The organism is Chitinophaga qingshengii, from assembly GCF_014529935.1.
In the GTDB taxonomy this organism is placed as follows: Bacteria; Bacteroidota; Bacteroidia; order Chitinophagales; family Chitinophagaceae; genus Chitinophaga; species Chitinophaga qingshengii.
The window spans coordinates 237,302-260,027 of sequence record NZ_JACVFC010000001.1 but is presented as its reverse complement, the minus strand read 5'-3'; the positions used below and the strand labels follow the sequence as shown (position 1 = coordinate 260,027).

Here is a 22,726-nt window from a genome sequence, read left to right as displayed (position 1 = left end):
AATAAACTTTGTACAATGAAAAGAATCTATGTTTGTTTATTGTTCATCATCAGTACCGCTTTTGCCTGTACTGCCCAATCGTCCAAAAACGGTAAAAAACCGGTAGTGGTTTTTGTTACCGGTGACCATGAATATAGCAGTGAAGAGACGATGCCTGTCCTGGCGGCCGCCCTGGAAAAGGACTATGGCATCAAAACGATCGTGCTCAAAGCATATCCTGATCATAACAGCGAAGAAAATATTCCCGGTCTGGAAGCCTTGCAACAAGCGGACCTGGCGGTTTTTTTCCTGCGTTGGCGCCTGTTGCCACCTGCGCAACTGGCCTATATTGAGGCTTACCTGAAAAGCGGTAAACCGGTGATGGGCTTCCGTACCACTACACATGCGTTCCATTTTCCGGAGGGGCATGCCAGTGAGAAATGGAACGCTTTCGGTAAGTTCGCCCTCAATGCGCCTCCGGGCTGGGGCGGTGAGGCAAAACATACACACTATGGCCATGAAAGCAGCACCGATGTAAGCGTAATCCCTGAGCAGGCAGGTAATCCTATCCTGACAGGCGTGGCGAAGAACTTCCATGTACGTTCCTGGCTATACCGTGTTTTACCGGACTATCCGGTGAAAGGTTCCACCTGGCTGCTGATGGGCAAGGCGGTGAATCCTGATAAAGAAGCTATCGACAATCCGGTTGCCTGGACAGGCACCAATTCCTTCGGCGGTAAAGTGTTTATGACTACGCTGGGCCATCCGGACGATTTCACACAAGTACCTTTTCAACGTTTGCTGATCAATGCGATTCATGATGAACTGGGCCTCAAAGTACCACGCCAGTGGAAAGGCCCGATAGATTTCCACGTGCCTTACCGCGAGGCAAAATAAGCAGACCACGTTTACCCATTACCATTAAAAAAATTAATACAAGATGTCCAGACTATTCAAAATCGGTACATATGTATCGCTAATGCCTTTGGCATTGGCTATCATGATACTGGATGCCTGTAAGCCGAAGGAGCGCACTCCGCTTACGATCGCCAGGGGTACGCATATTTCCCTGATTGGTGGTAACCTCGGATCTAGAATGGTGAACTATGATAATTTTGAAACAGAGTTGTATGTCCGCTATCCCGACTACAACCTGTTTATCCGTAATATGTGCGATGGAGGCGAAACACCGGGCTTCCGTCCCCATTCCGGCAGAAACACCTACTGGGCATTTCCCGGCGCGGAGAAATTCCGCCCGGAGCTGGCCAAAGAAATAGCCGCCATGGATAATCCCAGCCAGGGCCGTTTTGAAACACCCGACCAATGGCTTACCCGCCTTAAAACAGATGTGGTTGTCGCCTTTTTCGGCTACAGTGAATCGTTTGAAGGAAAGGAAGGGCTGGCTAACTACAAGGCTGAACTGGACGCCTTTATCAAATGGACGCTGAAACAAAAATACAATGGCACCGCTGCACCGCAACTAGCCATCGTTTCACCGATTGCCTTTGAAAATCTTTCTGATAAATATGATCTGCCGGATGGTAAGAAAGAAAATGAAAACCTGTCCCTCTACACGCAGGCCATGAAGGAAGTGGCTGCGGATAATCAGGTGCTTTTTGTGGATGCTTTTACGCCTTCCCGACAATGGTTTAAGGAGACAAAAGAGCCTTTAACGATCGACGGTTCCCAACTCAATGCAGCAGGCTATCAGAAATTGGGTACTTTGCTGGTGGATCAGCTGTTTGGAAAAGTAGCTGCGCCGGCGGAAACCAACAGAACGCTGGTGCACGACGCGGTGATGGAAAAAAACTGGATGTGGCTCAATGATTACAAAATCCCCAACGGCGTGCATGTATTTGGCCGCCGGTACGATCCTTACGGACCGGACAACTATCCCGCCGAGATAGAGAAAATCCGCCAGATGACGGCCATCCGGGATACGGCTGTATGGCAGGCTGCTTCCAAAGGAACCAAAATGGATATCGCCGCTGCGGATCAGCATACAAAAATACTGCCCACCGTTAAAACCAATTATAATCCCGCTAAAAACGGGAACCTTCGTTACCTTACCGGTGAAGAAGCGGTACACAAACTCAAAGTACCACCGGGTTACAAGGTGGAGCTATTCGCATCGGAGGAGAAATTCCCCAGTCTGGCTAAACCCATGCAGATGTCGTTCGATAACAAAGGTCGTTTATGGGTAGCCGTGATGCCGAGTTATCCGCACTACAAACCAGGTGATGCCAAACCAAACGATAAAATCATTATCCTCGAAGATACCGACAACGATGGCAAGGCAGACAAGGAAACCATTTTCGCACAGGGCCTGCACCTGCCGATCGGTTTTGAGATAGCGCCGGAAGGTGTGTATGTGGCCCAGGGCACCAATCTGAAACTGCTCATCGATACCGATGGAGACGATAAAGCCGATAAAGAGGAAATCCTGCTCAGCGGATTTGATGACCACGATACACACCACAGCAGTCACGCTTTTACCGCAGATGGCTCCGGGGCAATCTATTCGGGTGAAGGCGTTTTTCTGCATACCAACGTCGAAACTTCTTACGGCACCATACGCGGCACGAATGGCGGCTTTTACCGCTTTGACCCGCGCCGCAGGAAACTGGAACGTACCGCTCAACTGGAAATCCCCAACCCATGGGGTATCACCTTCGATGGATGGGGACAGCCGTTCTTTGCGGAAACATCCAGTCCGGATGTACGCTGGATGCTGCCGGGGACTGTATTGCCCAAATACGGCCAGGCTACCCATAAATCCATTCAACTCGTAGAAGATAAACATAAAGTACGGCCCACCTCCGGACTGGAATTTATCTCCAGCCGGCATTTCCCCGATGAAGTGCAGGGCGATTTCCTGATTAACAATACCATCGGTTTCCTGGGAACGAAAGAACATACTCTCGAAGACGATGGTACCGGTTATAAAAGCCATCACCGCCAGGACCTGCTCGTGAGCGGTGATCCCAACTTCCGGCCGGTGGACCTGGAGTTTGCGCCGGATGGCTCCCTGTATGTCATCGACTGGCACAACATTCTTATCGGGCATATGCAGCACAATGCGCGGGACCCGTTGCGAGACCACTCCCATGGCAGAATCTATCGCATTACCTATCCTTCCAGGCCGCTGGTAAAACCGGCCAACATCGCGGGGGCCAGTATCGAAGCACTGCTGGATAATCTCAAATTACCGGAGTACCGTACCCGTTACCGTACCCGCCGCGAACTGCGCGGACGCAATGTTTCAGAGGTGCTGACGAAGCTAAAAACATGGGTGACTAACCTCGATAAAAACGACCCTCAATATGATCATCATCTGCTGGAAGGTCTCTGGGTGAGCTGGGGAATGGATAAGGTAGACCAGGACCTCTTAAAGCAGGTGCTCAAAGCAAAAGATTATCACGCCAGAGCGGCGGCAGTAGAAGTGCTGCGTTATACCGGCCACCAGGTAAAGGATCAGGCCGACCTGCTAATGCAGGCGGTAAAGGATGAAAACAGCCGTGTACGGCTGATGGCTATCGTAGCAGCTTCGTGGATCGGTAAAGAAAAAGGGCTTCCCATTTTAGCGGAGGCGAAGAAAAAACCGCTGGATGAATGGATGATCCACGCCTACGAAACAGCGGTAGCCCACCTGAACGGGGTAAATGTAAAAGAGGATAAAGAGGAGTACAGCGATGCAAAACTGAAAGGCGCGGAGCTGGCGTTGTTTAACCAGGGGAAACAAATCTATTCCATAGAAGGCTATTGCAGAACATGCCATCAGCCGGATGGGAAAGGTCTTCCTGATTCAGGATTCCCGCCGCTGGCCAATTCTGAATGGGTGACAGGCAGCGAGGAACGGCTTATTAAACTGGTAATGAAAGGTATGCTGGGACCAATAGAAGTGAACAGGAAAACCTATCCCGGCCAGGTACCGATGACGCCTTTCGGCGGACTGTTGAAAGATGAGGAAATAGCGGCCGTACTCACCTATGTCCGGAACTCTTTCGGTAACACGGGAACGGCTATATCACCGGAAAAAGTAAAACAGATAAGGAAAACCATTGAGCATAAAAAGGACTTCTATTCCGCCGCAGAGCTGTTGAATGAGCATCCCATGGAAAAGAAGTAAGCACCATTAGTTTGGATATGTAATTATCAACCAAAAAAATACCATCAATCAGTAACAGAGGCCCCATGCAGGCCTTCTCAATTATCGTCCGCTTCTAACGGATACGGCTATCTTTTTTCTACATCCTGGTTGCAGCTCAACCATGGGTACGGATCTTCTTTGCTTAAACATTACAACAAGAGCCATCGATCAATTTTAACCTGTTAACATTTTAATTATGAAACAGTTTTCCACGGTAACTTTTAAAATTATGGCGTTGCGCCAGAAAATCATTTATGCCACTTTTGTTTTGTTGATGGGGATGGTAACGCAGCTTCATGCTGCTGCTCCCCGGGCTGTACTCATAGACGTGAAGGGTAAGGTGCTGGAAGAAAATGGAGTAGGGGTACCCGGTGTGAGCATCAAGGTAAAAGGTGTTTCTAAAGCCACCACCACAGACCCGGATGGCAAATTCGTGCTGAAAGGGCTCCCCGATGATGCCGTCCTGATAGTTTCCTATATCGGGTATACGACCCAGGAAGTGAAGGCCACGGCTGAGATGGTGATTCAGCTGGTACCCCAGGTGAAAAAAATGGACGAGATAGTGGTTGTAGGGTACGGCACCACCAAAAAATCGGACCTCACCGGAGCAGTAGGTACGGTGAAAGCTGAAACGCTGCAGGAACGTCCGGCATCTTCCTTGAACCAGAGTTTATCCGGTCGCGTTACCGGTGTAAACGTATCTTCCAATTCCGGCAGACCAGGCGGCAGAACCAATATCCGTATCCGTGGCGCCAGCTCGCTGAGCGTGTCTAATAATCCGTTGTATGTGATCGATGGTGTGATACTGAACCCGGTGGACCTGCGAAATGGCAGTACGCCCATCGACTATATCAACCCCAATGATATCGCGTCGATTGAGGTGTTGAAAGATGCCTCTTCTACGGCTATTTATGGCGCCCGTGGAGCGAATGGCGTTATCCTTGTTACCACTAAAAGAGGCACTTCCGGTGGCGGTAGACTGACCTATGATCCGGATTTCAGTATAGGCGTGCTGCCCCGGAAACTGGGACTGCTGAATGCGAAAGAGTTTTTGGCCGTAGAAGACCAGGCCTACGCCAATGCGCAGAAATACGATCCCGCCGGATGGGCTACGGGTACCAAATATGTAGATCCTAAAACCAAACGCACCAACCCCAAATTATTCGACGCACAGGGAAATCCGCTGTACGACACCGATTGGCAGGATGAAACATTCAGAAAAGCGTTTACTCAAAATCACCAGCTCGGGTTTACAGATGGTGATGAAAAAAGAAGTATCGGCGCCTTTTTAAACTACCGCACACAGGAAGGGTTGGCCCGTGGTTCCTGGCAGGACCGGTATGCCGGCCGTTTTGTGTTCGACAGTAAAATAAAAGACTGGTTGAAAGTAGGCGGTACCATGAGTTATACCGATCAGCGCGAGAAACAGGTGGACCAGCTCGATGGCGGCGGTATCACTATGATGCGGCAGGTACTGGAAGCGCTGCCCATTATCCCGGTAAAATATGATGATGGCTCCTGGGCCAGCAACAGGGATTATCCCGGTATGGAAGGCGGCGATAACCCGCTGAGAGTGGCGGCCGACAGGATCTCTATCCTGCACACACAAACTTTTTTGGGCAATCTCTATGCTAATATTCACCTGGCGCCCGGACTGGAATTAAAGTCTACGCTCGGTACCAATATCATCAACCAGCGGGAAGATTATTTTGCCGCTAAAGGCATGCAGTACATCTCAGACAATGGCAATGCCGCTGTCAACAACAACCGGTATAATTCCTGGCAGTTTGAAAACTATCTGACCTATAACCGGGAGTTCGCCAATATACATTCCTTAAATGCGATGGCGGGCGTGTCCTGGCAACATATCGATCGTTTCGAGAACCAGGCGAATACAGAAGGTTTCGCAGATTCTTACTACAAATACAACAACCTCGGCGCCGGCGCCAGTCCCCAGCCACCCTCTTCGATCGCTACAGCCAACGGACTGAACTCCTTCTTCGGCCGCGTTAATTATGGACTGCGTAACCGGTACCTGGTAACCTTCACCGGCCGTATGGACGGATCTTCAAAATTCGGCCGTGATAACCAGTTTGCATTTTTCCCTTCTGCGGCACTTGCCTGGAGAGTAACAGAAGAGAACTTTATGAAGAGCGTTCCTGTTATTTCCAACCTGAAACTCCGTACCAGCTACGGTGCAACAGGGAACTCCGAAATACCTGCCTACCGGGCGTTGGCTGGTCTGGGTAACTACAGCGTTATTTTTGACGGCGCCCGCAACTCCGGCGTAGGTGTGGACCGTATTGCCAACCCTGGTTTACGCTGGGAAAAAACAAAACAGATCGATTTCGGGATGGAACTGGGCTTGTTTGCCAACCGGGTAAACCTGGAAGTAGACCTCTACCGCAGAAAAGTGGATGGTATGCTGCTGGATGCTCCCTTGCCGTATACAACCGGTCGTGATAAAATATTCTCCAACATCGGCAGCATGGAAAACAAAGGCATAGAGGTGGGGCTCAGTACTACCAATATCGCCACCAATGATTTTACCTGGAACACGACGTTTAATATATCCATCAATAAAAACAACGTATTGTCTTTGGTGAATGGCGATATATACTCTGGTAATGGTGTTATTCGTGTAGGCGAACCCGTTGGTTCTTTCTTCGGCCGCGTGAATCTGGGGACCTGGAGCACCAAGGAAGCTGCGGAGGCTGCGAAATACGGTAAACTGCCCGGTGACGTGAAGTTTCAGGATATCAACAACGATGGTGTGTTAAACGACCTGGACAGGGTGATCATCGGAAAAGGTATCCCTGACGGATATGGCACTTTCCTCAATACTTTCCAGTACAAGGCATGGTCGCTGACGGTAGATCTTCAGTTTATGTATGGCAACGATGTACTGGATAGAAGTATTCACTCTGCGGAAGACAGACAAGGAATTGCCAATAGTTACAAAACGGTGCTGAATGCCTGGACAGAAACCAACCAGAATACACATATCGCCCAGCTACGCCCGATTGGCGCCGGGTACGATACCTTCAATGACAGTCACAAAGTAACGGACGGATCGTTTATCCGTGGCCGTAACTTATTGCTGGCGTATGTCTTCCCTGCAAAAACAGTTACTGCCATGAAACTGAGCCGTCTGCGTGTATACGCTTCCGTTCAGAACTTCTTCCTGTCCACCAAATTTAAAGGCTACGATCCGGAAGTGTCAAATTCCAGCGCTCCTTTCGATCAGGGCTTAACCCTGTACGATTATCCAAAGCCCAGGGTGTTTATGCTGGGACTGAATGTTGGGTTATAGTATTTAATCATCTTTAAGTGGAAAATTATGAAAACAACCATCATAAAATACGGATTGCTGGTATTGACAACAGGCAGCTTATGGTTGACCGGTTGCCGGAAATTTCTGGATGAATCAGATCCCAGTAACTATACGGAAGAAAACTATTTCATCAAGCCGGAACATGCCAGGGCTTCCGTTAATGCTATCTACGCCAGTCTGCGCGACCCGATGGCCGGCGATTTCGGCGGCGGTCCCTGGACAATGACCGAATTCGCTACCGGCCAGGCTGGTACCGACCTGGGTCAGGCCGTGAACAGCTATTATATCAAAGACCTGCGCAATACCGCCGATAATGGCTATGGAGAAAATTACTGGCGGAATTACTATAAAGGCATTACCAATGCTAACCTTTCTCTCGCCAGGATACCGGGCATTAAAATGGATGATGCCGAAAAGACTGCCTTGTTGGGCGAAGCCCACTTTATGCGTGCCTGGTATTATTTCACGTTGATACAGCTGTTTGGTAATATCCCGCTGGTGACAGAGCCCGTAGATCTGAAATCAGAGCAGTTAAGACCCAAACAGGCCAATCCTGAAGACGTTTATAAACTGATTGTGGAAGACCTGCTGACCGCCGAGAAGGCTGGTCTACCCTGGATAGATCCCACCGGCAGGGCTTCATTAGGCGCCGTAAAATCCCTGCTGGCAAAGGTATATCTTACTATGGCCGGCTACCCGTTGCAGAAAGGGCGCGAGTACTACGACCTGGCCGCCAAAAAAGCGGAAGAAGTAGTGGATTCAAAACAATTTAAACTGTTCACGTCTTACAATGATCTGCATAATCCGGCAAAGAAAAATATAGAAGAAAACATCTTCATGATCCAGTATAAAACGCAGGTCATCCCCGGCAGCTGGCAATCGCTGATCATTCCTTACAATAAAAATATCTCCGCCTATTCCGCGGAAACAGGGGGTATCTACGCCCGGAAAGAATTTGTACAATCTTACGACCCTGCCGATTTACGGGCGAAAGAAGGACAATTCTTTTTTACGGAGTTCACCGATCAGGATGACAGGCGAAAGAAAGTCGCGCTGGGTGGCTTCTTCCTGTATAAACTCTTTGACGTGACCGCACAAACCACTACCGCCAACAGCGATCTGAACTGGTCACTGATCCGTTATGCCGATATCCTGCTGGTATACGCCGAAGCGGCGAACGAAGTGGGTGGTCCGAATGCAAAAATATATGAGGCTGTCAACGCCATCAGAACAAGAGCCGAACTGCCGGCGCTGTCCGGGTTAAGTCAGGACCAGCTACGGGAAGCCATCTGGAGGGAACGTTGGTATGAGTTGTGTTTTGAGAACGTTACCTGGTTCGATATGGCGCGGCTCCGCAAAGCCTTTAACATGACAACGAAAGGATTTGATAATTATGTGGGGCATAAGTTCCCCGATGGACCGGTATTAACAGAGCGGGAATTGTTGTTTCCCATACCCAGTACAGAGTTGAGGAATAATCCGAACCTGGTACCGACGAAGGGGTATTAGAGAGATGGTGTGGGATGTAAACGGTCTTGCAGTGGTTGACTGCAAGGCCGTTTACTATTTATATAGACTTGGATGCAGGGCATAAAAAGAGCCACATCTATCATGTGGCTCTTTTGTTTATTGATGTGACATCTCTGCTGTAAAACGATAATGTTCTTCTACCGGCACCTTTCGCCGGCTACTGGTATTCACATCACTGCCTTGCACTGTCCAGAGCATCGGGTAGAACGCAAAAACTTCATTACCATTCAGCGTAGACACTTCTGCTTGCCAATCTTCCCAACGCAAGTCCTTATAAAAACCGGCTATATCTCCTTCAAAACAGAATAAAAGAAATTCGGTGTAAGTCAGCTCCAGTGGCTCCCATTCCAGGGTAGTAGGGTCAAAGTAATACACCTTGCCCATATCCTCACCAAGACCGCCGCTGTTAATGGCGAAATACCCGCCAACTGCATCGTCTGCTATCAGCAGGAAGCCGGTATGTTCTTCCGGGAAAATCGTTTTCTCCAGATTCCAGGTGTGCAGTGTTCTGTCAAGGGAAGGATGACCGGACCCTAATATCCTGATCCATCCATGATCTACGAGGATGCCGCCGCTACTGAAGATAATGGCGCCCATCGGAGAACGGGTACTTACCTGTACTTCATATAAAGTTTCTCGGGCTTTATTTTGGGTGACAGGAAGTACCACAACCTGATTGGTGGCGTTCTCCAGCCAGGATGTTACCAGTTCCCATCCTGGTTCTTCCAGGTTAATCAATGCTTCCATTGTCTTTTTTGCTACGGAATTGGTAACAAACAACCGGGTTACACCCAACAGGTTATAATGATGATCATGCATAGTTGAATAAAATATCTTACAAGGTAGAAAAATTTTCAGCATTGCAGGGCGTGCCCGAATAAGGACAGCCGGAGCTGCTACGTGATAAATAAATAATGGTTCATAGCTGCCGCAACGCGCAGCCATGCTTATTTTACAGCCGGGGTTTGTTTTCTTTCATGCGCAGCCATACCATCACACCGGATAAAAAAGTAACGATACCGGCGATATGTACGGCCCATACCAATCCGAAGAAACCGGCCACAATACCCGCCATCAGTGCGCCTACGGCATAACCGATGTCTCTCCAGAACCGGTAAACGCCCAGTGAAGAAGCCCGCCAGGAGGGATGCGCCGCATCGCTGACAGCCGCCAGCAACGCGGGATATACCATGGCGGTACCGATGCCCAGTAATACCGATCCTGCCAAACCCGCTGTCAGCGGGGAAAATAACTCCAGGCCGATGACCACGTGTCCCAAAGCCTGTACGAACATACCCCAGACAATCAGCGGCTTCCTGCCAATTTTATCGGCCAGCGGTCCGGTGATCACCTGCCCGAAACCCCACACGAACGGATATACGGCTTTGATCCAGCCAACGCCCTCAAGACCTACACCAGCGGAGATGAACAGCAGGGGAAAAACACCCCAGGACATCCCGTCGTTCAGGTTGTTGATCAAACCAGCCTGCGAAACGGCAAAAAGGTTCCGGTTCTTCAAAGATGTTTCCTTAAATACCCACAACAAATCAGGCTTGTGAAATTTCTCTCCCGGTAGCTGCTGTTGCGCTACCTGTGCCGATTCCAGCCGGGCATGCTGACGGGTGTCCCTGATGACTGATATCGATAACACCAACCCGGCAATCGTATAAAAAATGCCAATGTAAAAAGGCGCCGGCCGTAAGCCATAATGCGCGGCCAGGTAGCCGGTCAGCAAGGCGGTGAAACCTACGGCGCCATATCCCGCAGCTTCATTCAGACCCATTGCCAACCCTCTTTTTTTAGGGCCTACCAGGTCTATTTTCATGTTCACCGTCATAGACCAGGCCAGCCCCTGGCTGATGCCCAGCAATACATTGGCAACGATGATCCAGTTCCATGAAGGGCCCCAGGCCAGCAGGAAAGGTACCGGCAAGCCAACCAGCCAACCGGCAATAAGAATACGTTTACGGGTGTATTTGTCGGCTAGTACGCCGGAAACGAGGTTCGTGAAGGCTTTCACCACACCAAAGGCGATGATAAAGGAAAATACCACAATATCCGACCCTATCTTAAATTCTTCGGTACCTACCAACGGCACCACCGTCCGCTCCAATCCCACCATACCGCCTACCAGCATATTTACCAGTACCAGCAAAGTGAACTGTCGCCAGTTTTCCTTTAACCCTAATTTGATGCCCATGAAATGTTGTTTATCTCCCCGCAAAGATAATAAAGAGCCGGCTATTCAATAGATTTGTAGAATAGTTAAAATGTCGTTTTTTTCCAAACCCGGATAGTACTCCCGGCATATCTTTGCCGAAAGCAAGAGCCATGGCAAATAACAAACTCAAACATGAACAGGTGCAGTACCTGGAATTCCTGTCAAAAGACCTCGATAAGGTCAAATCATTCTACGCAAAAAGTTTCGGCTGGAAGTTCACCGACTACGGTCCCGAATACACGGCGTTTGAAGGTGATTATGTAGATGGAGGCTTTACCATCGGTAAACCGGTAAAAGGCACGGTACTGGTAATTCTGTATTCCGATAAACTGGAAGAAACGCTGGAGAAAGTGAAAGCCGCAGGAGGGAAGATCGTTAAAGACATCTTTAGTTTCCCCGGTGGCCGTCGCTTTCATTTTACCGACCCCGATGGATATGAACTGGCTGTATGGTCTTTATAAAAGTAAAAAAGGTTGTAGGTCAAAAGACTTACAACCTTTTTTGATTAAACCGTTACACCGCCTTTGATGGTGCTGAGAATACTGTCCAGCTCCGTTATCTCTTCATCTGAAAGCGGCTTCAGCGGACTCCTGAATGCTCCGCCGCCTACACCCAGCAGGTCCAGACCGGCCTTGACAGACCTGGGCAATCCCTTGGCCACAATAAACCTTAGCAGGTCCGCCTGTTTATAGAATATTTTCCGGGCCTTTTCCAGGTTGTTGTCCATGACGGCGTTATACAGCGCGATATTCAACTCCGGTATCAGGTTGGGCGCAGCGGTACACCAGCCATGGGCGCCTGCGGCGAAAGCAGCCAGGGCTAATGGATTGGAACCATTATAAAATGCCACCTCTTCTCCCAGCTCTTTTCTTAAAAGATGCATACGCTGAACATCGCCGGTGCTTTCCTTGATCATGGTGACATTGGGTATCTGCAATAGCCGCTTCAGTAAAGTAGTAGACATATCTACACCACTGGTAGCGGGATTGTTATAGGCCATGATGGGAATAGAAATTTTGGAACTTACCGCATCGTAATGTTGTACAATTTCATCATCCGTCAGTTTCCAGTAACTCATCGGGATAATCATGACCGCAGTGGCTCCCGCCTTTTCTGCAAACTGTGCGTGATAGATGGTTCTCTCTGTCGTAAGATTGGAAACGCCCACCAATGTTGGTACACGGCCTGCTACTTGTTGAATGGTGGCCTCGGTTAAGGCTTCTTTTTCACTGTCGTTCAGATAGGGCAGTACACCCGTGCTTCCCAGCGGTGCGATGGCGTGCGAGCCTGACTGTACCAGGCGCTCCACCTGTTTTTTAAACAGTGGGATGTCCACGTTCTCGTGGTGGTCAAATGGTGTAACAGGATAGGCGATCACGCCTTTTAATGGTATCTTATTCATCTTGTTTTTTTTAGAGATGCCTCCCATTACAGGGAGGCACGATGAGGTTATTAAAAATCTCTTCCTTCCTCTTCCCGGAGGGCTACACCCAGATTTTGCAGCTGTGGTGCGTTTTCGCAGGCGATGTATCTGGCGGGTTCGGTGTCGCTCAGATTTTGATGTTGATGCCAGGCCCACGACGGAATATATACGGCATCGCCGGCTTCCCATTCCACCCGCTCATCTTCTACCAGTGTCCAGCCTTTGCCTTCCAGCACATATAGTATGGTCTCGTAGGTATGACGGTGCCGGTGCGTTTTCTGGCTGGGTAATAAACCTCCGATGGTCATACTCACATTTTTGCTCGGCAGGTCTACAAAAAAGACAGGGTGTTTCCTCTCGTTTGAAAACTGGTTATGTTCCCCTGCTTTTTCCACATGCTTATGGATGACATGTGAGGGTTTCACATATACAGGTCGCGCAAAGGTTTGATGGAAGTCTTTTGAGCTGAATTGTTTTTGTGCTGCGTGAATAGACTTTTGTACGGCGCTGGCTGGTTCTAATTTAGACATAGCTGCTAGTTTTTTGAAGGTATTATTGCATGATTGCCTCACAAAAGTATAGCTAGTCTGGATTAGGTAGATGGTGCAGTTTTGGTAAATTCAGGTAGTCCAGAAAAAAAGGGTTTACGCCAACAGGCGGGCGTACTGCATCAGCAGGGTGGCGTTGAATTGCTGCTCACCCTGGCGGTGGGCCATGTTAAGCACCTGGTATATATAATCCATCGCTTTGTTAACGGCAACGGCTATACTATTTGATAAATTTAATTGTGCTGCGAGGATGGCAGTAAAGAGATCGCCGCTGCCAGCCATATCTATGGGAGCCAGGGGAGCGGTGAAAAGGGTAACCTCGCCTTGCCGGTAGACCGCCACTGTGATGATATCTGTAGGGGTATGCGCAAAATGAATACTGGTAGCGACGACTGTTTTGGAACGAAGTATCTTGTGGCTGGATAAACTATCTGCAAATGCAGCTGCGGTTGTTATTTTCCTGCCTAATATATATTCCAGTTCAAAATGGTTCGGAGTAATAAGGTCGCAAAGCGGCAGTAACGAAGCGACAGAATGATCGGCCACGGTTTGGTCTACGTATAGCCCGCCTGACCGGAAGTCCCCGAACGCCGGATCGTATATATACTGGTAACCCCTGTTGCTTTTTGTCTCCCCGATAAAGTCAGCCAACGTACTGATAGCCCCGGTATTATAACAAAACCCGCTGATCAGAAAGTTACTCTCTTCTATAAAATGATTGGCCTCGATGCCTTTCAGCAGATCTGCCATCAGCCCGGTGTCAATGGGTTTACCATAACACACCGGATATTCTACGTTGTTGGAAAGCAGTACGGTCGGTATTTGTATAGGGTCAAATCCATGAAGCTGTATCGCCAGTGAAGCGATGTTATTACCCAGGTATCCACTGGCTACCTGGCTTTGCACCGTGATAATATTCCTTTTGGTGTGATGCATGCTGTCAATAATTTTCAATACGGTTCCATAAAAGTACTATATCTTTGGACTATTCAAATGATCCATTTTTGTAAAAGTTGATAGTCCAAATGCTCAGGCCCTGGAAATTAGAGATACGATTAGACTACAAGGCGGAAAAAGCCATCTATCTGCAAATAGCGGACGCCATTATAGGCGACATACAATCAGGAAGGCTCAAAAGGGGAGATGCTCTGCCGGGAAGCCGTAACCTGGCCGAAATGCTGAAGATCAACCGCAACACGGTGGTGGAAGCCCTGAATGTATTGCTGAACGAAGAGTGGATTATATCCAGGGAACGGAAGGGAACATTTGTGGCGGATACCTTGCCCGCTTTTCCCAAACAACGGCTGGCGCATCCTGTTCATACCAGCGAGGAGATGCCGAAAAACGTGTGCCGGATCAGTTTTGACGATGGTTATCCGGATACCAAAATTGCGCCGGTAGCTGAACTGGCCAGGGCATACCGCCAAATCTTCCACCGTAACGCCCGTTGGCAGATGATGGGCTATGGCAACCAGTTTGGTGATCCTGAATTTATCAATGCTATTATACAGATGCTGAACCACCAGCGTGGGATGCAGGTACATAAACAGGAGATCTGCATTACCCGGGGCAGCCAGATGGCCATGTATCTGCTTTCCCAATGCCTGTTTAAAAAAGGTGATTATGTTATGGTGGAGAACCCCGGATACAAACAGGCCTGGAAGGCGCTGGAGCTGGCCGGAGCCACCCTGTTGCCTGTCAGGGTGGATAAGGATGGACTGATGGTGGAAGACGTGCTGGCCTATCTGAAAACACACCGGAAGATAAAAGCCATTTATACGACGCCGCATCACCAGTATCCCACCACGGTTACCCTGAGCCTCCAGCGCCGGCTGGAGCTGATCCGCCTGTCCAATGAACACGGCTTTACCATTATCGAAGATGACTACGATAACGAATTTCACTACGGCTACCGTCCGTTACTCCCACTTTCCAGCTTCCCGGAACTGCGGTACTATGTTTATATTGGCACCATGAGCAAGGTGGTGGCTCCGGCTTTGCGTATCGGTTACCTCGCCAGCAATGACCGGGACCTGATCGTAAAAGTAGGGGAGCTGCGTAAGATCATCGATGTTCAGGGCGACGGTATCATGGAGCAGGCGGTATTGCAACTCATCCAGGACGGCACCATCAAAAGGCATATCAGAAAGGTGACGGCTCACTACAAAAGTCAGCGGGATGTGGTCGATGCCCTGCTGAAAAAGCACCTGAAAAACAAAGTGGATTATACGCTGCCGGACGGCGGACTGGCCTTCTGGATAGAGCCCAAAGTAAAGGTCAACTGGACCGGCATCGCAGCGAAACTACTGGCAAAGGGCATCAAAATCCTGCCGCCCAATTATTGCAGCAACAACCAGGATACGGCCAGCGGCCTGCGTTTGGGCTTCGGCTCCCTGTCTGCAAAAGACATGACGGAAGGCATCAAAGCGCTGGCAAAATATCTGCCTGACGGAAAATAACACCATAGATCGGTACATTCCCCTATTTCATCGATACATATGAAAAAGAACCCCGTTGCTTCCCTTAATTTGTATATGTTATCCTGGAAAGCCCCTCAAATCTGTATTCACATCGTCTGTTGTCTGCTTTTTATGATGTTCCCGTTGTTGTTTATGTCTAACGGGAAGGGATATACTGAACTGATCATACCTGCTACTCATTATAGCTACTGGCTATTTTGTACCTGTTACATCAGCCTGTTTTACTTCAACCGCTACTACCTGATGCCCGGTTTCTTTATACCGGGCCGGTATGGCGGCTATATCGCTATGGTGTTACTGCTGGGCGCTGGTATCTTTTACCTGCAACCATTCGACCGCCTGCTCCGCCAAAAGTGGGCGAAGGCAGAATGGGTGTACGATCCGCCGGTGATGGATATCACCAGCCTGTTTATCTTTTTTATGATCATGGCGCTGGGAGCGGCTATCACCACTACCCGCCGCTGGCAGCTGACAGAACAGCGGGCATTGAAGGCGGAAAGGGAAAAAATACGGGCGGAGTTGTCATTCCTGAAAGCACAGGTGCATCCGCATTTTCTGTATAACACACTCAACAATATTTATACGCTGGCGCTGACAAAAAATAATTACACTGCGGACAGTATTCTGCGCTTATCGAATATTATGCGGTATATTACAGATGAGGTGAGTGCCGACTACGTGCCATTACAACAGGAGGAAACTTTTATCCGCGACTATATCGCATTACAGGAACTGCGCCTGCAGCCGGGGATGGTGGACTACCAGGTTTCCGGTATTACGGAGCAACAGCTGATTTGCCCGCTGGTGCTGATGACGTTCGTGGAAAATGTTTTTAAATACGGTGTCAGCAAATATCTGCCGGCGCCGATCATCATCCGGCTGGAAGTAAAAGATCAACAGATTCATTTTTTCTGCTGCAACCGTATTTATGCAGCGGCAACGCCGGGCGACAGCAGCGGGGTAGGCATTGCCAATACCAGGCAAAGACTGGCGCTGTTATACCCGCAACAACATTCGCTGGACATAACAACAGATAACAACCTATATATCGTTAGATTAACATTGCCCGTAAATTAACCCGTACGAAAACCCGTTACTTCATCTGCCTATATGAAGATTAAAGCCATAGCTATAGATGATGAACCGCTGGCACTGGAGCTGATCAGGAACTACACCGCGCAGTTTCCTGCGTTGCAGCTGCTGCAAACTTTCGACGATGCGCTCTCGGGCGCTGAATTCCTGCGCTGCCGGCCGGTAGATCTGCTGTTCATCGATATCAACATGCCCGATATTACCGGCATAGACCTGGTCCGCTCACTGGAAGAAAAACCCATGGTCATTTTCACGACGGCGCATAAACGCTTTGCGCATGAAGGATTTGAACTGGAAGCGCTGGACTACCTGTTGAAACCCATCAGCATGGAACGTTTTTCCAGGACCATTCAGAAAACCATGGCGCAGTATCACTTCAAACACACGACCATACCGGCTTGCGAGCCGGAGTCCTTTTTCGTATATGCGGAGTATAAAAAGGTCCGCATATGGATCGATGAAGTGGAATACATCGAAAGCCTGGAAGACTACATCCGTATCCATCGCGTAAATGCCCGGCCGGTACTCACGCTGATGCCATTGAAGAAAATACTGGAGAAGCTGCCGCAGGACCGTTTTCGCCGTATCCACCGCAGTTATATCATCGCCGTGCGCAGCATCTGTGCTATCGCTTACCGTAAGGTACTGCTGCATTCCGGCACTACGCTGCCTGTCAGCAATACCTATGCGGACAATATCCGGGAATGGGGCTGTAAATAACATATCGGTACATCCCTCGCTTTTACCGATACCTGCTTGATAAAAAAAATGAGTTAGCAGAAATTTAGCTAAACAATTTTTTATCTTATGGAAAGGAAAAATTTTCTCAGATCACTGGCTGTTACAGCCATCTCTGCCCCCGTATTGCTGGAAGCCTGTAAGAAGGATGCAAACCCTGAGGCAGTAGCAGCAAATGCCCACCCGGAGGCTGCCTGCATACGTACAGATCCTGATATGGATGGTCCCTATCCGTTATACGGCAGCCGTGGTTCCGCCATCAACCGCGTCGATATCCGGGACAGCAAACCTGGTTTGCCGCTGAACATCGATATCAAAGTACAAAGCGTTGCCAGAGGTTGCGCGCCTGTTACCAATGCAAGGGTGGATATCTGGCAGTGCGACAAAGACGGCTACTATTCCGGTTATGTCAACAACGGTTACCTGGGCGTGCAAAACAACACGGGGCGCGTTTTCTGTCGCGGGTTACAGTATACCAATGCTGCCGGCTCCGTACACTTCCTGTCTATCTATCCCGGATGGTACCCCGGTCGCTGCACCCACCTGCATGCACAAATCTTCATCGGCACTACCCTGTATCTCACCACGCAAATCGCTTTCCCCGACAACGTTAACGCCGCAGTATATACGACACCGTTATATGCGGCACATGGACAAAACCCTACCACCAATTATCTCGACGGTATTATCTACGACTCACTGGCGACAGAACTGGCTACCGTTACACCGGCTGCCGGCGGCGGATATAACCTGTCCCATGTTATCAATATCTGATGAATCTCTTTCAACCAATTTTTTACCAGTCGATCTGATTTTTTATGAAGATGCAGTCAGCGCAGATCACGCTGTCCTACAGACAGCTCATAGATGCCAACGCTACCGGAGATCTGGAGAAAAAAATATTCGAAGACTCCTACGTGGAATTCCTCATGCAGGCGCAGGCCTACAATACGGATAAACAATGCAAAACCTTTAGTGAGCTAAAAGCCCACAACCCGAAATCGAATTCCCTGCATTATAAGGTAGGCTTTGCAATAGGGCTATACATACGGGAACTGGGTAACAGGATACCAGGGGTAACCGATAGCCCTGGCAGCAAGGAACTGCCTTTTGAACTGTATCATCTGGAGTTGATCGAGTCTCATATAGAAGACCGGCAACAACACCGGGTAGCGGTTATCTACGTGACGCCGCCGTTCACGTTGTTGAATATCATCGGTGACCGGCTGTTGCTGGTATCTCCGGAACAGACAGGCCAACCGGATACCTACGATACCTTTATGGTATCGCTGCAGCCGCAGCTGTCCATCACCAGCTATAAGCCGCTGGAACAGTTGCAGGAAGTGCAATAAAAAGAAAGAGAGCAGGCTTAAGGCCTGCTCTCTTTTGCTATCCTGAACAGATACCATAACTTTAGCTTCAATGCCAGCCATCCCAGGCCGGCATATACGACCAGTAAAATCGCCAGATGCCTGATATAAGGCTCCGTTAGCTCTACCGATCCTTTTTGGATCAACAGTATTTTAAAGGCCTGCAGGAAAGGTGTGAGCGGAATAATGTTCGCCAACGCCTGCACAAACGTGGGCATCGCACTTAAAGGCCAGGTAAAACCACTGATGATAAATGCAGGAGATGCAATCACCATCAGTACCTGCGTAGCTTTTAACGCATCGGGTATGAGTATGCTCACGAACACGCCCATAAAGGAAACCGAACCCACAAAGAAGGCTGTCAGCCAGATAAAGCTCAGAATGCCCTGTGGCAGCGGCACGTTAAAGAACATGTGCATCAGATAATAGATAGACACGATCAGGACAGAAAACACCCAGATCGGTATCACCTTGATCAGCATAATCGGAAACGCCCAACGACGCATACCGGCATATTCCGTTACAAATGAACCCCGCTGAAATTCCGCTGCAAAACTAATGGCCATCGCCAGCAGGATCACCTGTTGCAATACCACCGCCAGCATAGCTGGCCACATAAATATCAGGTAGTTGCTGGTTGTATTGAACAGCGTGATATAGTTGGTCTTAAAAGGCTCATACTGTGTAGCGGCACGCACTGCCGGCATCCCCATTTTTTGCAGGCCTTTGATAGACACGCCGGCGGAGAAGGTACCGATGGTCAGCTGTAACGCCTTGGAGGCGAAATTGGCCGTGAGCACGTTGCTGGTGTTCACATACACATTTACTTCTGGGTACTTCTTTTGCAGCAGATCAGCCTCAAAGCGGGCAGGAATCATCACTACCGCCGCCGCTTCTTTTCTGATCACCTCATCGTTTACATTGCCGGGTTCCTGCAGGTACTTCAGCGTTTTAATGCTTTTGTTATCACTCAGCATCTCCATCAGCTGATTAGAAAGGGGAGTATTGTCTTTGTCAATAACGATCACGGGTATATTTTCCACTTTCCCGCTTCTATATACGAAGCCGATCAGGGTGGCATACAACACCGGCGCCAGGAAAAACACGGAGCGCAGGGTAGCATTACCCAGGAATAGCTTGAACTCTCGTTTCAACAATCGGAAAAATTCTTTCATGCCTGATTATTTCAGTAAAACACTTGCATTTACCAGTAGGTCTTTGCTCTTGCCGGGATCAGCCGGCTGCACTTTGATTTCATAAATCGCATCCTGTGGCTGATAGTCGGGGAAGGCAGTGGTAATGTCTGCATAACGGGTCAGCTGTTTGATATAGGCAATGGTGCCATTCAGCTCTTCGTTATTATACAATACCTGCATTTTCACATCCTGACCTTTCTTATACTGCGAGATTTTACTTTCCGGTACGGTAAAGCGGAACCAGGTACTGCCGGGGATGTAGCCGTTGAACAGCGCAAAACCGGCGGTGGCCAGTTCTCCGGGGTTGAGGCTGATGGTTTCTATCTCCATATCGTTGGTGGCAATCACATACCGTTCGGAGTAGGCTACGTTGGCTTCCTGCAGGGCGCCTTTGGCCTGTGATGCCTGGCCTGCCGCCATATTGACTTTCTCCACGCGGGTACCTCTTTTAACGTCGTCCAGTTCTGCGATCACGGCATCGTACTGGGCTTTGGCGCCCTGGAACCTGGCGTATATTTCGTCGTAGGCCTGGGGCGACATGAGGCTGTCGTTGAACATATTGGTGGCTCTTTCGTATGATTTGCGGGCAAACTCATACTGCTCTTTCAGGCCTTTGTATTTGGCCTGTAACTGTTTCAGCTGGTCAGGGGTAGCGCCGTTGCGTGCCATCTGTTCCTGCGCGGTGGCGGCATTGACAGCGCCTTGTGCCTGCGCTATTTTAGCGGATACTTCAGGCACGTCCAGAAGGGCGAGGGTATCGCCTCTTTTAACGGTCTGTCCTTCCTTTACATAAATATTCAATATTCTGCCGGTCACCTTGGGAGCAAAGGAGATCACATCTTTTTTCGCTTTTCCCTCTACACGGTTGGTAACTGGTTTTTTGGAACCGCAGCTTGCCAGTACCAGGGAGCCAATCAATAATATGGGTGTAGTTATTTTCATCGTATGCTAATTAGTTTGGATAATAGTGGTCAATCAATAGAATCGGGTGATGTCCAGTTCCTGCGTGGAGCGCATCAGTTCTATTGCTGCCCTGCGTTGATTGAAGATAGCGTTCTGGTATTCCAGTTCTGCGGCTTCCAGGTCGTTTTCGGCTTCTATCAGCTGGGTGGACTTGGACATGCCATACCGGAATTCTTTCTCCGCCTGTACCAGCGCATCGTTGGCCATCTCTTTCTCTTTTTTCTTCAGCGCGATCTGGGAATTGGCGATATTATAATTGGATTGATTATTCGCCTGGTTGAGCGTTAATTTGCGCATGGCGTCGTAACGTTGGTTTTGTAACAGTTCCCGGTCAATACGCGCTGTTTCGATGGCATGTTTTCCCTCCCTGCCGTCGAAGATCTCCCATTTAAATCCGACGCCGGCACTCAGCATAGGGAAAATATTGAAGTTGGTCGGCCGCCAGTCCAGCTTGTGGCCGGGGTAGTTGATGGCGGGTATAGCCGGAATAATATTTTCGGAAGATTTCACATGGGAGCCATAAAGTCCAATATAATAACCGGAAGCCATCAGTTGTACTTTAGGGATCCACCAGGTTTGTTCCGCTTTTATTTTGTAGCCGGAAGCGCTGATACCATGGTCCAGCGCCCGTATTTCGGCTCGTTGTTCAATTGTTTTTTGCGGAGCGGCGAGTACGGCGGGTACCAGCACAGGTTCAATGAGCCGTAGCCTTTCCTGTCCAATGCCGGTCAGCACTTCCAGTTGAGTGAGCAGCAGTTCTTTTTTGCCTTCATACTCGGCCACTTTGGAGTTAAGGGTGGCCTGTGCCAGCTCTATTTTTTTATGGTCATAGGGTGTGATCAACCCATAACCCAGCGCTTTATCGGCGGTAACGCGGTTGGCATCCAGCCTTCTTTTGGCTTCATCCAGCACTTTCTTCGACTGGTGTACCAGTGCTAACTGGTCATACGCTCTGGCAACAACAGCGGCCACCTCGTCGGATGTTTTTTCCAGCAGCACCGTTTCCGATTGCCGTTTTTCTTCCAGTGCTTTGCTGAGTTGTTTCACCTTACCGCCGGAATACAGCAGCATCTTGGCCTCAGCTTTGGCCAGTCCTGAAAATCCGGATACATTGATGTTGTTGTTGTACTTGCCTTCGGGGATGGTCAGAAACGGTTGCAGGTTTAGCTCCGGGGAAATAATACGGGCGGTGGCATTCAGATAACCCGCCTTGCCGCTTACCTCCAGGGTGGGGAGGTATACATCCTTCAGCTTGTGCTGGTCCAGCGTCGTCAGTTTGTTTTTGGTAAGCTGGCCTCTGAGATCGGCATCCCGAACCATGGCACTGTCAAGAAGCTCTTTGAAACCGGGCGCTGTTTGGGCCTCGGCATAGTGGTAAAACAAAAGGGACAGGAGCAGGAATGACAGCTTACTTTTCATTGATAAACACGTTTTTAATCTACAGATAGTTGCAACATAGTTCATTACTCTGAATTAACACATAAAATAAACTAATGTTTGATTTCTTCTTTTATATATATAATATTTTTACTGTGTTGGTTTTCCCCCTGCGGGGGATGATTGAGCAGGAGATGATAAACTGATATTGTTTTTTTATTAATTAGTTAAAAACAGATCTTCCGGGAGAAAATAACAGGATTTGGCTACAACAAAAGTAGATTAGGCTTCGACGGTATTTCCGGGGCAACGGACCTTTGATGTA

At 49.1% G+C, this 22,726-nt stretch carries 18 protein-coding genes; 10 read left to right on the top strand and 8 right to left on the bottom strand.

Going from position 1 to position 22,726, the window contains the following annotated elements; translation table 11 throughout:
• The first annotated feature begins 15 nt into the window (after positions 1-15).
• The 4 genes from ICL07_RS00975 to ICL07_RS00960 all read left to right on the top strand — a co-directional run bounded on the left by ICL07_RS00975 (position 16) and on the right by ICL07_RS00960 (position 8,972).
• Positions 16-876, top strand: a complete 861-nt coding sequence (locus tag ICL07_RS00975) for a ThuA domain-containing protein (protein WP_188086081.1) — start codon at positions 16-18, stop codon at positions 874-876.
• Between the two features lie 43 nt (positions 877-919).
• Positions 920-4,108 (top strand): PVC-type heme-binding CxxCH protein, encoded by a 3,189-nt coding sequence (locus ICL07_RS00970; RefSeq protein WP_188086080.1) that lies wholly within the window; start codon positions 920-922, stop codon positions 4,106-4,108.
• Positions 4,109-4,325: 217 nt separating this feature from the next.
• A complete protein-coding gene (locus ICL07_RS00965) occupies positions 4,326-7,442 on the top strand; it encodes a SusC/RagA family TonB-linked outer membrane protein (RefSeq protein WP_223151718.1) in 3,117 nt (1,038 codons plus the stop codon).
• A 27-nt stretch (positions 7,443-7,469) separates the two neighbouring features.
• Complete coding sequence (locus ICL07_RS00960; protein WP_188086079.1) at positions 7,470-8,972, top strand: RagB/SusD family nutrient uptake outer membrane protein; 1,503 nt, start codon at positions 7,470-7,472, stop codon at positions 8,970-8,972.
• A gap of 117 nt (positions 8,973-9,089) precedes the next feature.
• Here ICL07_RS00960 and ICL07_RS00955 read toward each other — a convergent pair whose 3' ends face one another.
• Positions 9,090-9,812: a DUF2625 domain-containing protein gene (locus ICL07_RS00955; protein ID WP_188086078.1), complete on the bottom strand. Its 723-nt coding sequence runs from the start codon at positions 9,810-9,812 to the stop codon at positions 9,090-9,092.
• Between the two features lie 133 nt (positions 9,813-9,945).
• Positions 9,946-11,193: an MFS transporter gene (locus ICL07_RS00950; protein WP_188086077.1), complete on the bottom strand. Its 1,248-nt coding sequence runs from the start codon at positions 11,191-11,193 to the stop codon at positions 9,946-9,948.
• Positions 11,194-11,324: 131 nt separating this feature from the next.
• On the opposite strand from ICL07_RS00950, the gene ICL07_RS00945 reads away from it, so the two are divergent.
• Positions 11,325-11,675 (top strand): VOC family protein, encoded by a 351-nt coding sequence (locus tag ICL07_RS00945; protein ID WP_188086076.1) that lies wholly within the window; start codon positions 11,325-11,327, stop codon positions 11,673-11,675.
• Positions 11,676-11,719: 44 nt separating this feature from the next.
• Here the strand turns inward: ICL07_RS00945 and ICL07_RS00940 are convergent, their stop codons facing one another.
• The 3 genes from ICL07_RS00940 to ICL07_RS00930 form a co-directional block, all read right to left on the bottom strand.
• Positions 11,720-12,616, bottom strand: a complete 897-nt coding sequence (locus tag ICL07_RS00940) for a dihydrodipicolinate synthase family protein (protein ID WP_188086075.1) — start codon at positions 12,614-12,616, stop codon at positions 11,720-11,722.
• A 50-nt stretch (positions 12,617-12,666) separates the two neighbouring features.
• The gene (locus ICL07_RS00935) at positions 12,667-13,167 is read right to left on the bottom strand and encodes a cupin domain-containing protein (protein ID WP_188086074.1); all 501 of its coding nucleotides are present in this window, start codon (positions 13,165-13,167) and stop codon (positions 12,667-12,669) included.
• Between the two features lie 114 nt (positions 13,168-13,281).
• Complete coding sequence (locus ICL07_RS00930; RefSeq protein WP_188086073.1) at positions 13,282-14,121, bottom strand: PfkB family carbohydrate kinase; 840 nt, start codon at positions 14,119-14,121, stop codon at positions 13,282-13,284.
• Positions 14,122-14,210: 89 nt separating this feature from the next.
• Here ICL07_RS00930 and pdxR point away from each other — a divergent pair, with 89 nt between their 5' ends.
• The 5 genes from pdxR to ICL07_RS00905 all read left to right on the top strand — a co-directional run bounded on the left by pdxR (position 14,211) and on the right by ICL07_RS00905 (position 18,847).
• Complete coding sequence (pdxR, locus tag ICL07_RS00925; protein ID WP_188086072.1) at positions 14,211-15,644, top strand: MocR-like pyridoxine biosynthesis transcription factor PdxR; 1,434 nt, start codon at positions 14,211-14,213, stop codon at positions 15,642-15,644.
• 39 nt (positions 15,645-15,683) lie between these two features.
• On the top strand, positions 15,684-16,742 hold the full coding sequence (locus ICL07_RS00920; RefSeq protein WP_188086071.1) for a sensor histidine kinase: 1,059 nt from the start codon (positions 15,684-15,686) through the stop codon (positions 16,740-16,742).
• A gap of 33 nt (positions 16,743-16,775) precedes the next feature.
• Positions 16,776-17,477 carry a LytR/AlgR family response regulator transcription factor gene (locus ICL07_RS00915; protein WP_188086070.1) on the top strand — a complete coding sequence of 234 codons (702 nt, stop codon included), beginning with the start codon at positions 16,776-16,778 and terminating at the stop codon, positions 17,475-17,477.
• A gap of 87 nt (positions 17,478-17,564) precedes the next feature.
• Positions 17,565-18,269 (top strand): peptidase associated/transthyretin-like domain-containing protein, encoded by a 705-nt coding sequence (locus tag ICL07_RS00910; RefSeq protein WP_188086069.1) that lies wholly within the window; start codon positions 17,565-17,567, stop codon positions 18,267-18,269.
• Between the two features lie 44 nt (positions 18,270-18,313).
• Positions 18,314-18,847 (top strand): hypothetical protein, encoded by a 534-nt coding sequence (locus ICL07_RS00905; RefSeq protein ID WP_188086068.1) that lies wholly within the window; start codon positions 18,314-18,316, stop codon positions 18,845-18,847.
• A 17-nt stretch (positions 18,848-18,864) separates the two neighbouring features.
• Here the strand turns inward: ICL07_RS00905 and ICL07_RS00900 are convergent, their stop codons facing one another.
• From ICL07_RS00900 to ICL07_RS00890, 3 genes are read right to left on the bottom strand one after another with little or no spacing between them, the layout of a single operon-like run.
• Positions 18,865-20,040 (bottom strand): ABC transporter permease, encoded by a 1,176-nt coding sequence (locus tag ICL07_RS00900; RefSeq protein WP_188086067.1) that lies wholly within the window; start codon positions 20,038-20,040, stop codon positions 18,865-18,867.
• Between the two features lie 6 nt (positions 20,041-20,046).
• A complete protein-coding gene (locus ICL07_RS00895) occupies positions 20,047-21,003 on the bottom strand; it encodes an HlyD family secretion protein (protein ID WP_188086066.1) in 957 nt (318 codons plus the stop codon).
• Between the two features lie 33 nt (positions 21,004-21,036).
• The gene (locus ICL07_RS00890; protein WP_188086065.1) at positions 21,037-22,443 is read right to left on the bottom strand and encodes a TolC family protein; all 1,407 of its coding nucleotides are present in this window, start codon (positions 22,441-22,443) and stop codon (positions 21,037-21,039) included.
• Positions 22,444-22,726: the final 283 nt, after the last annotated feature.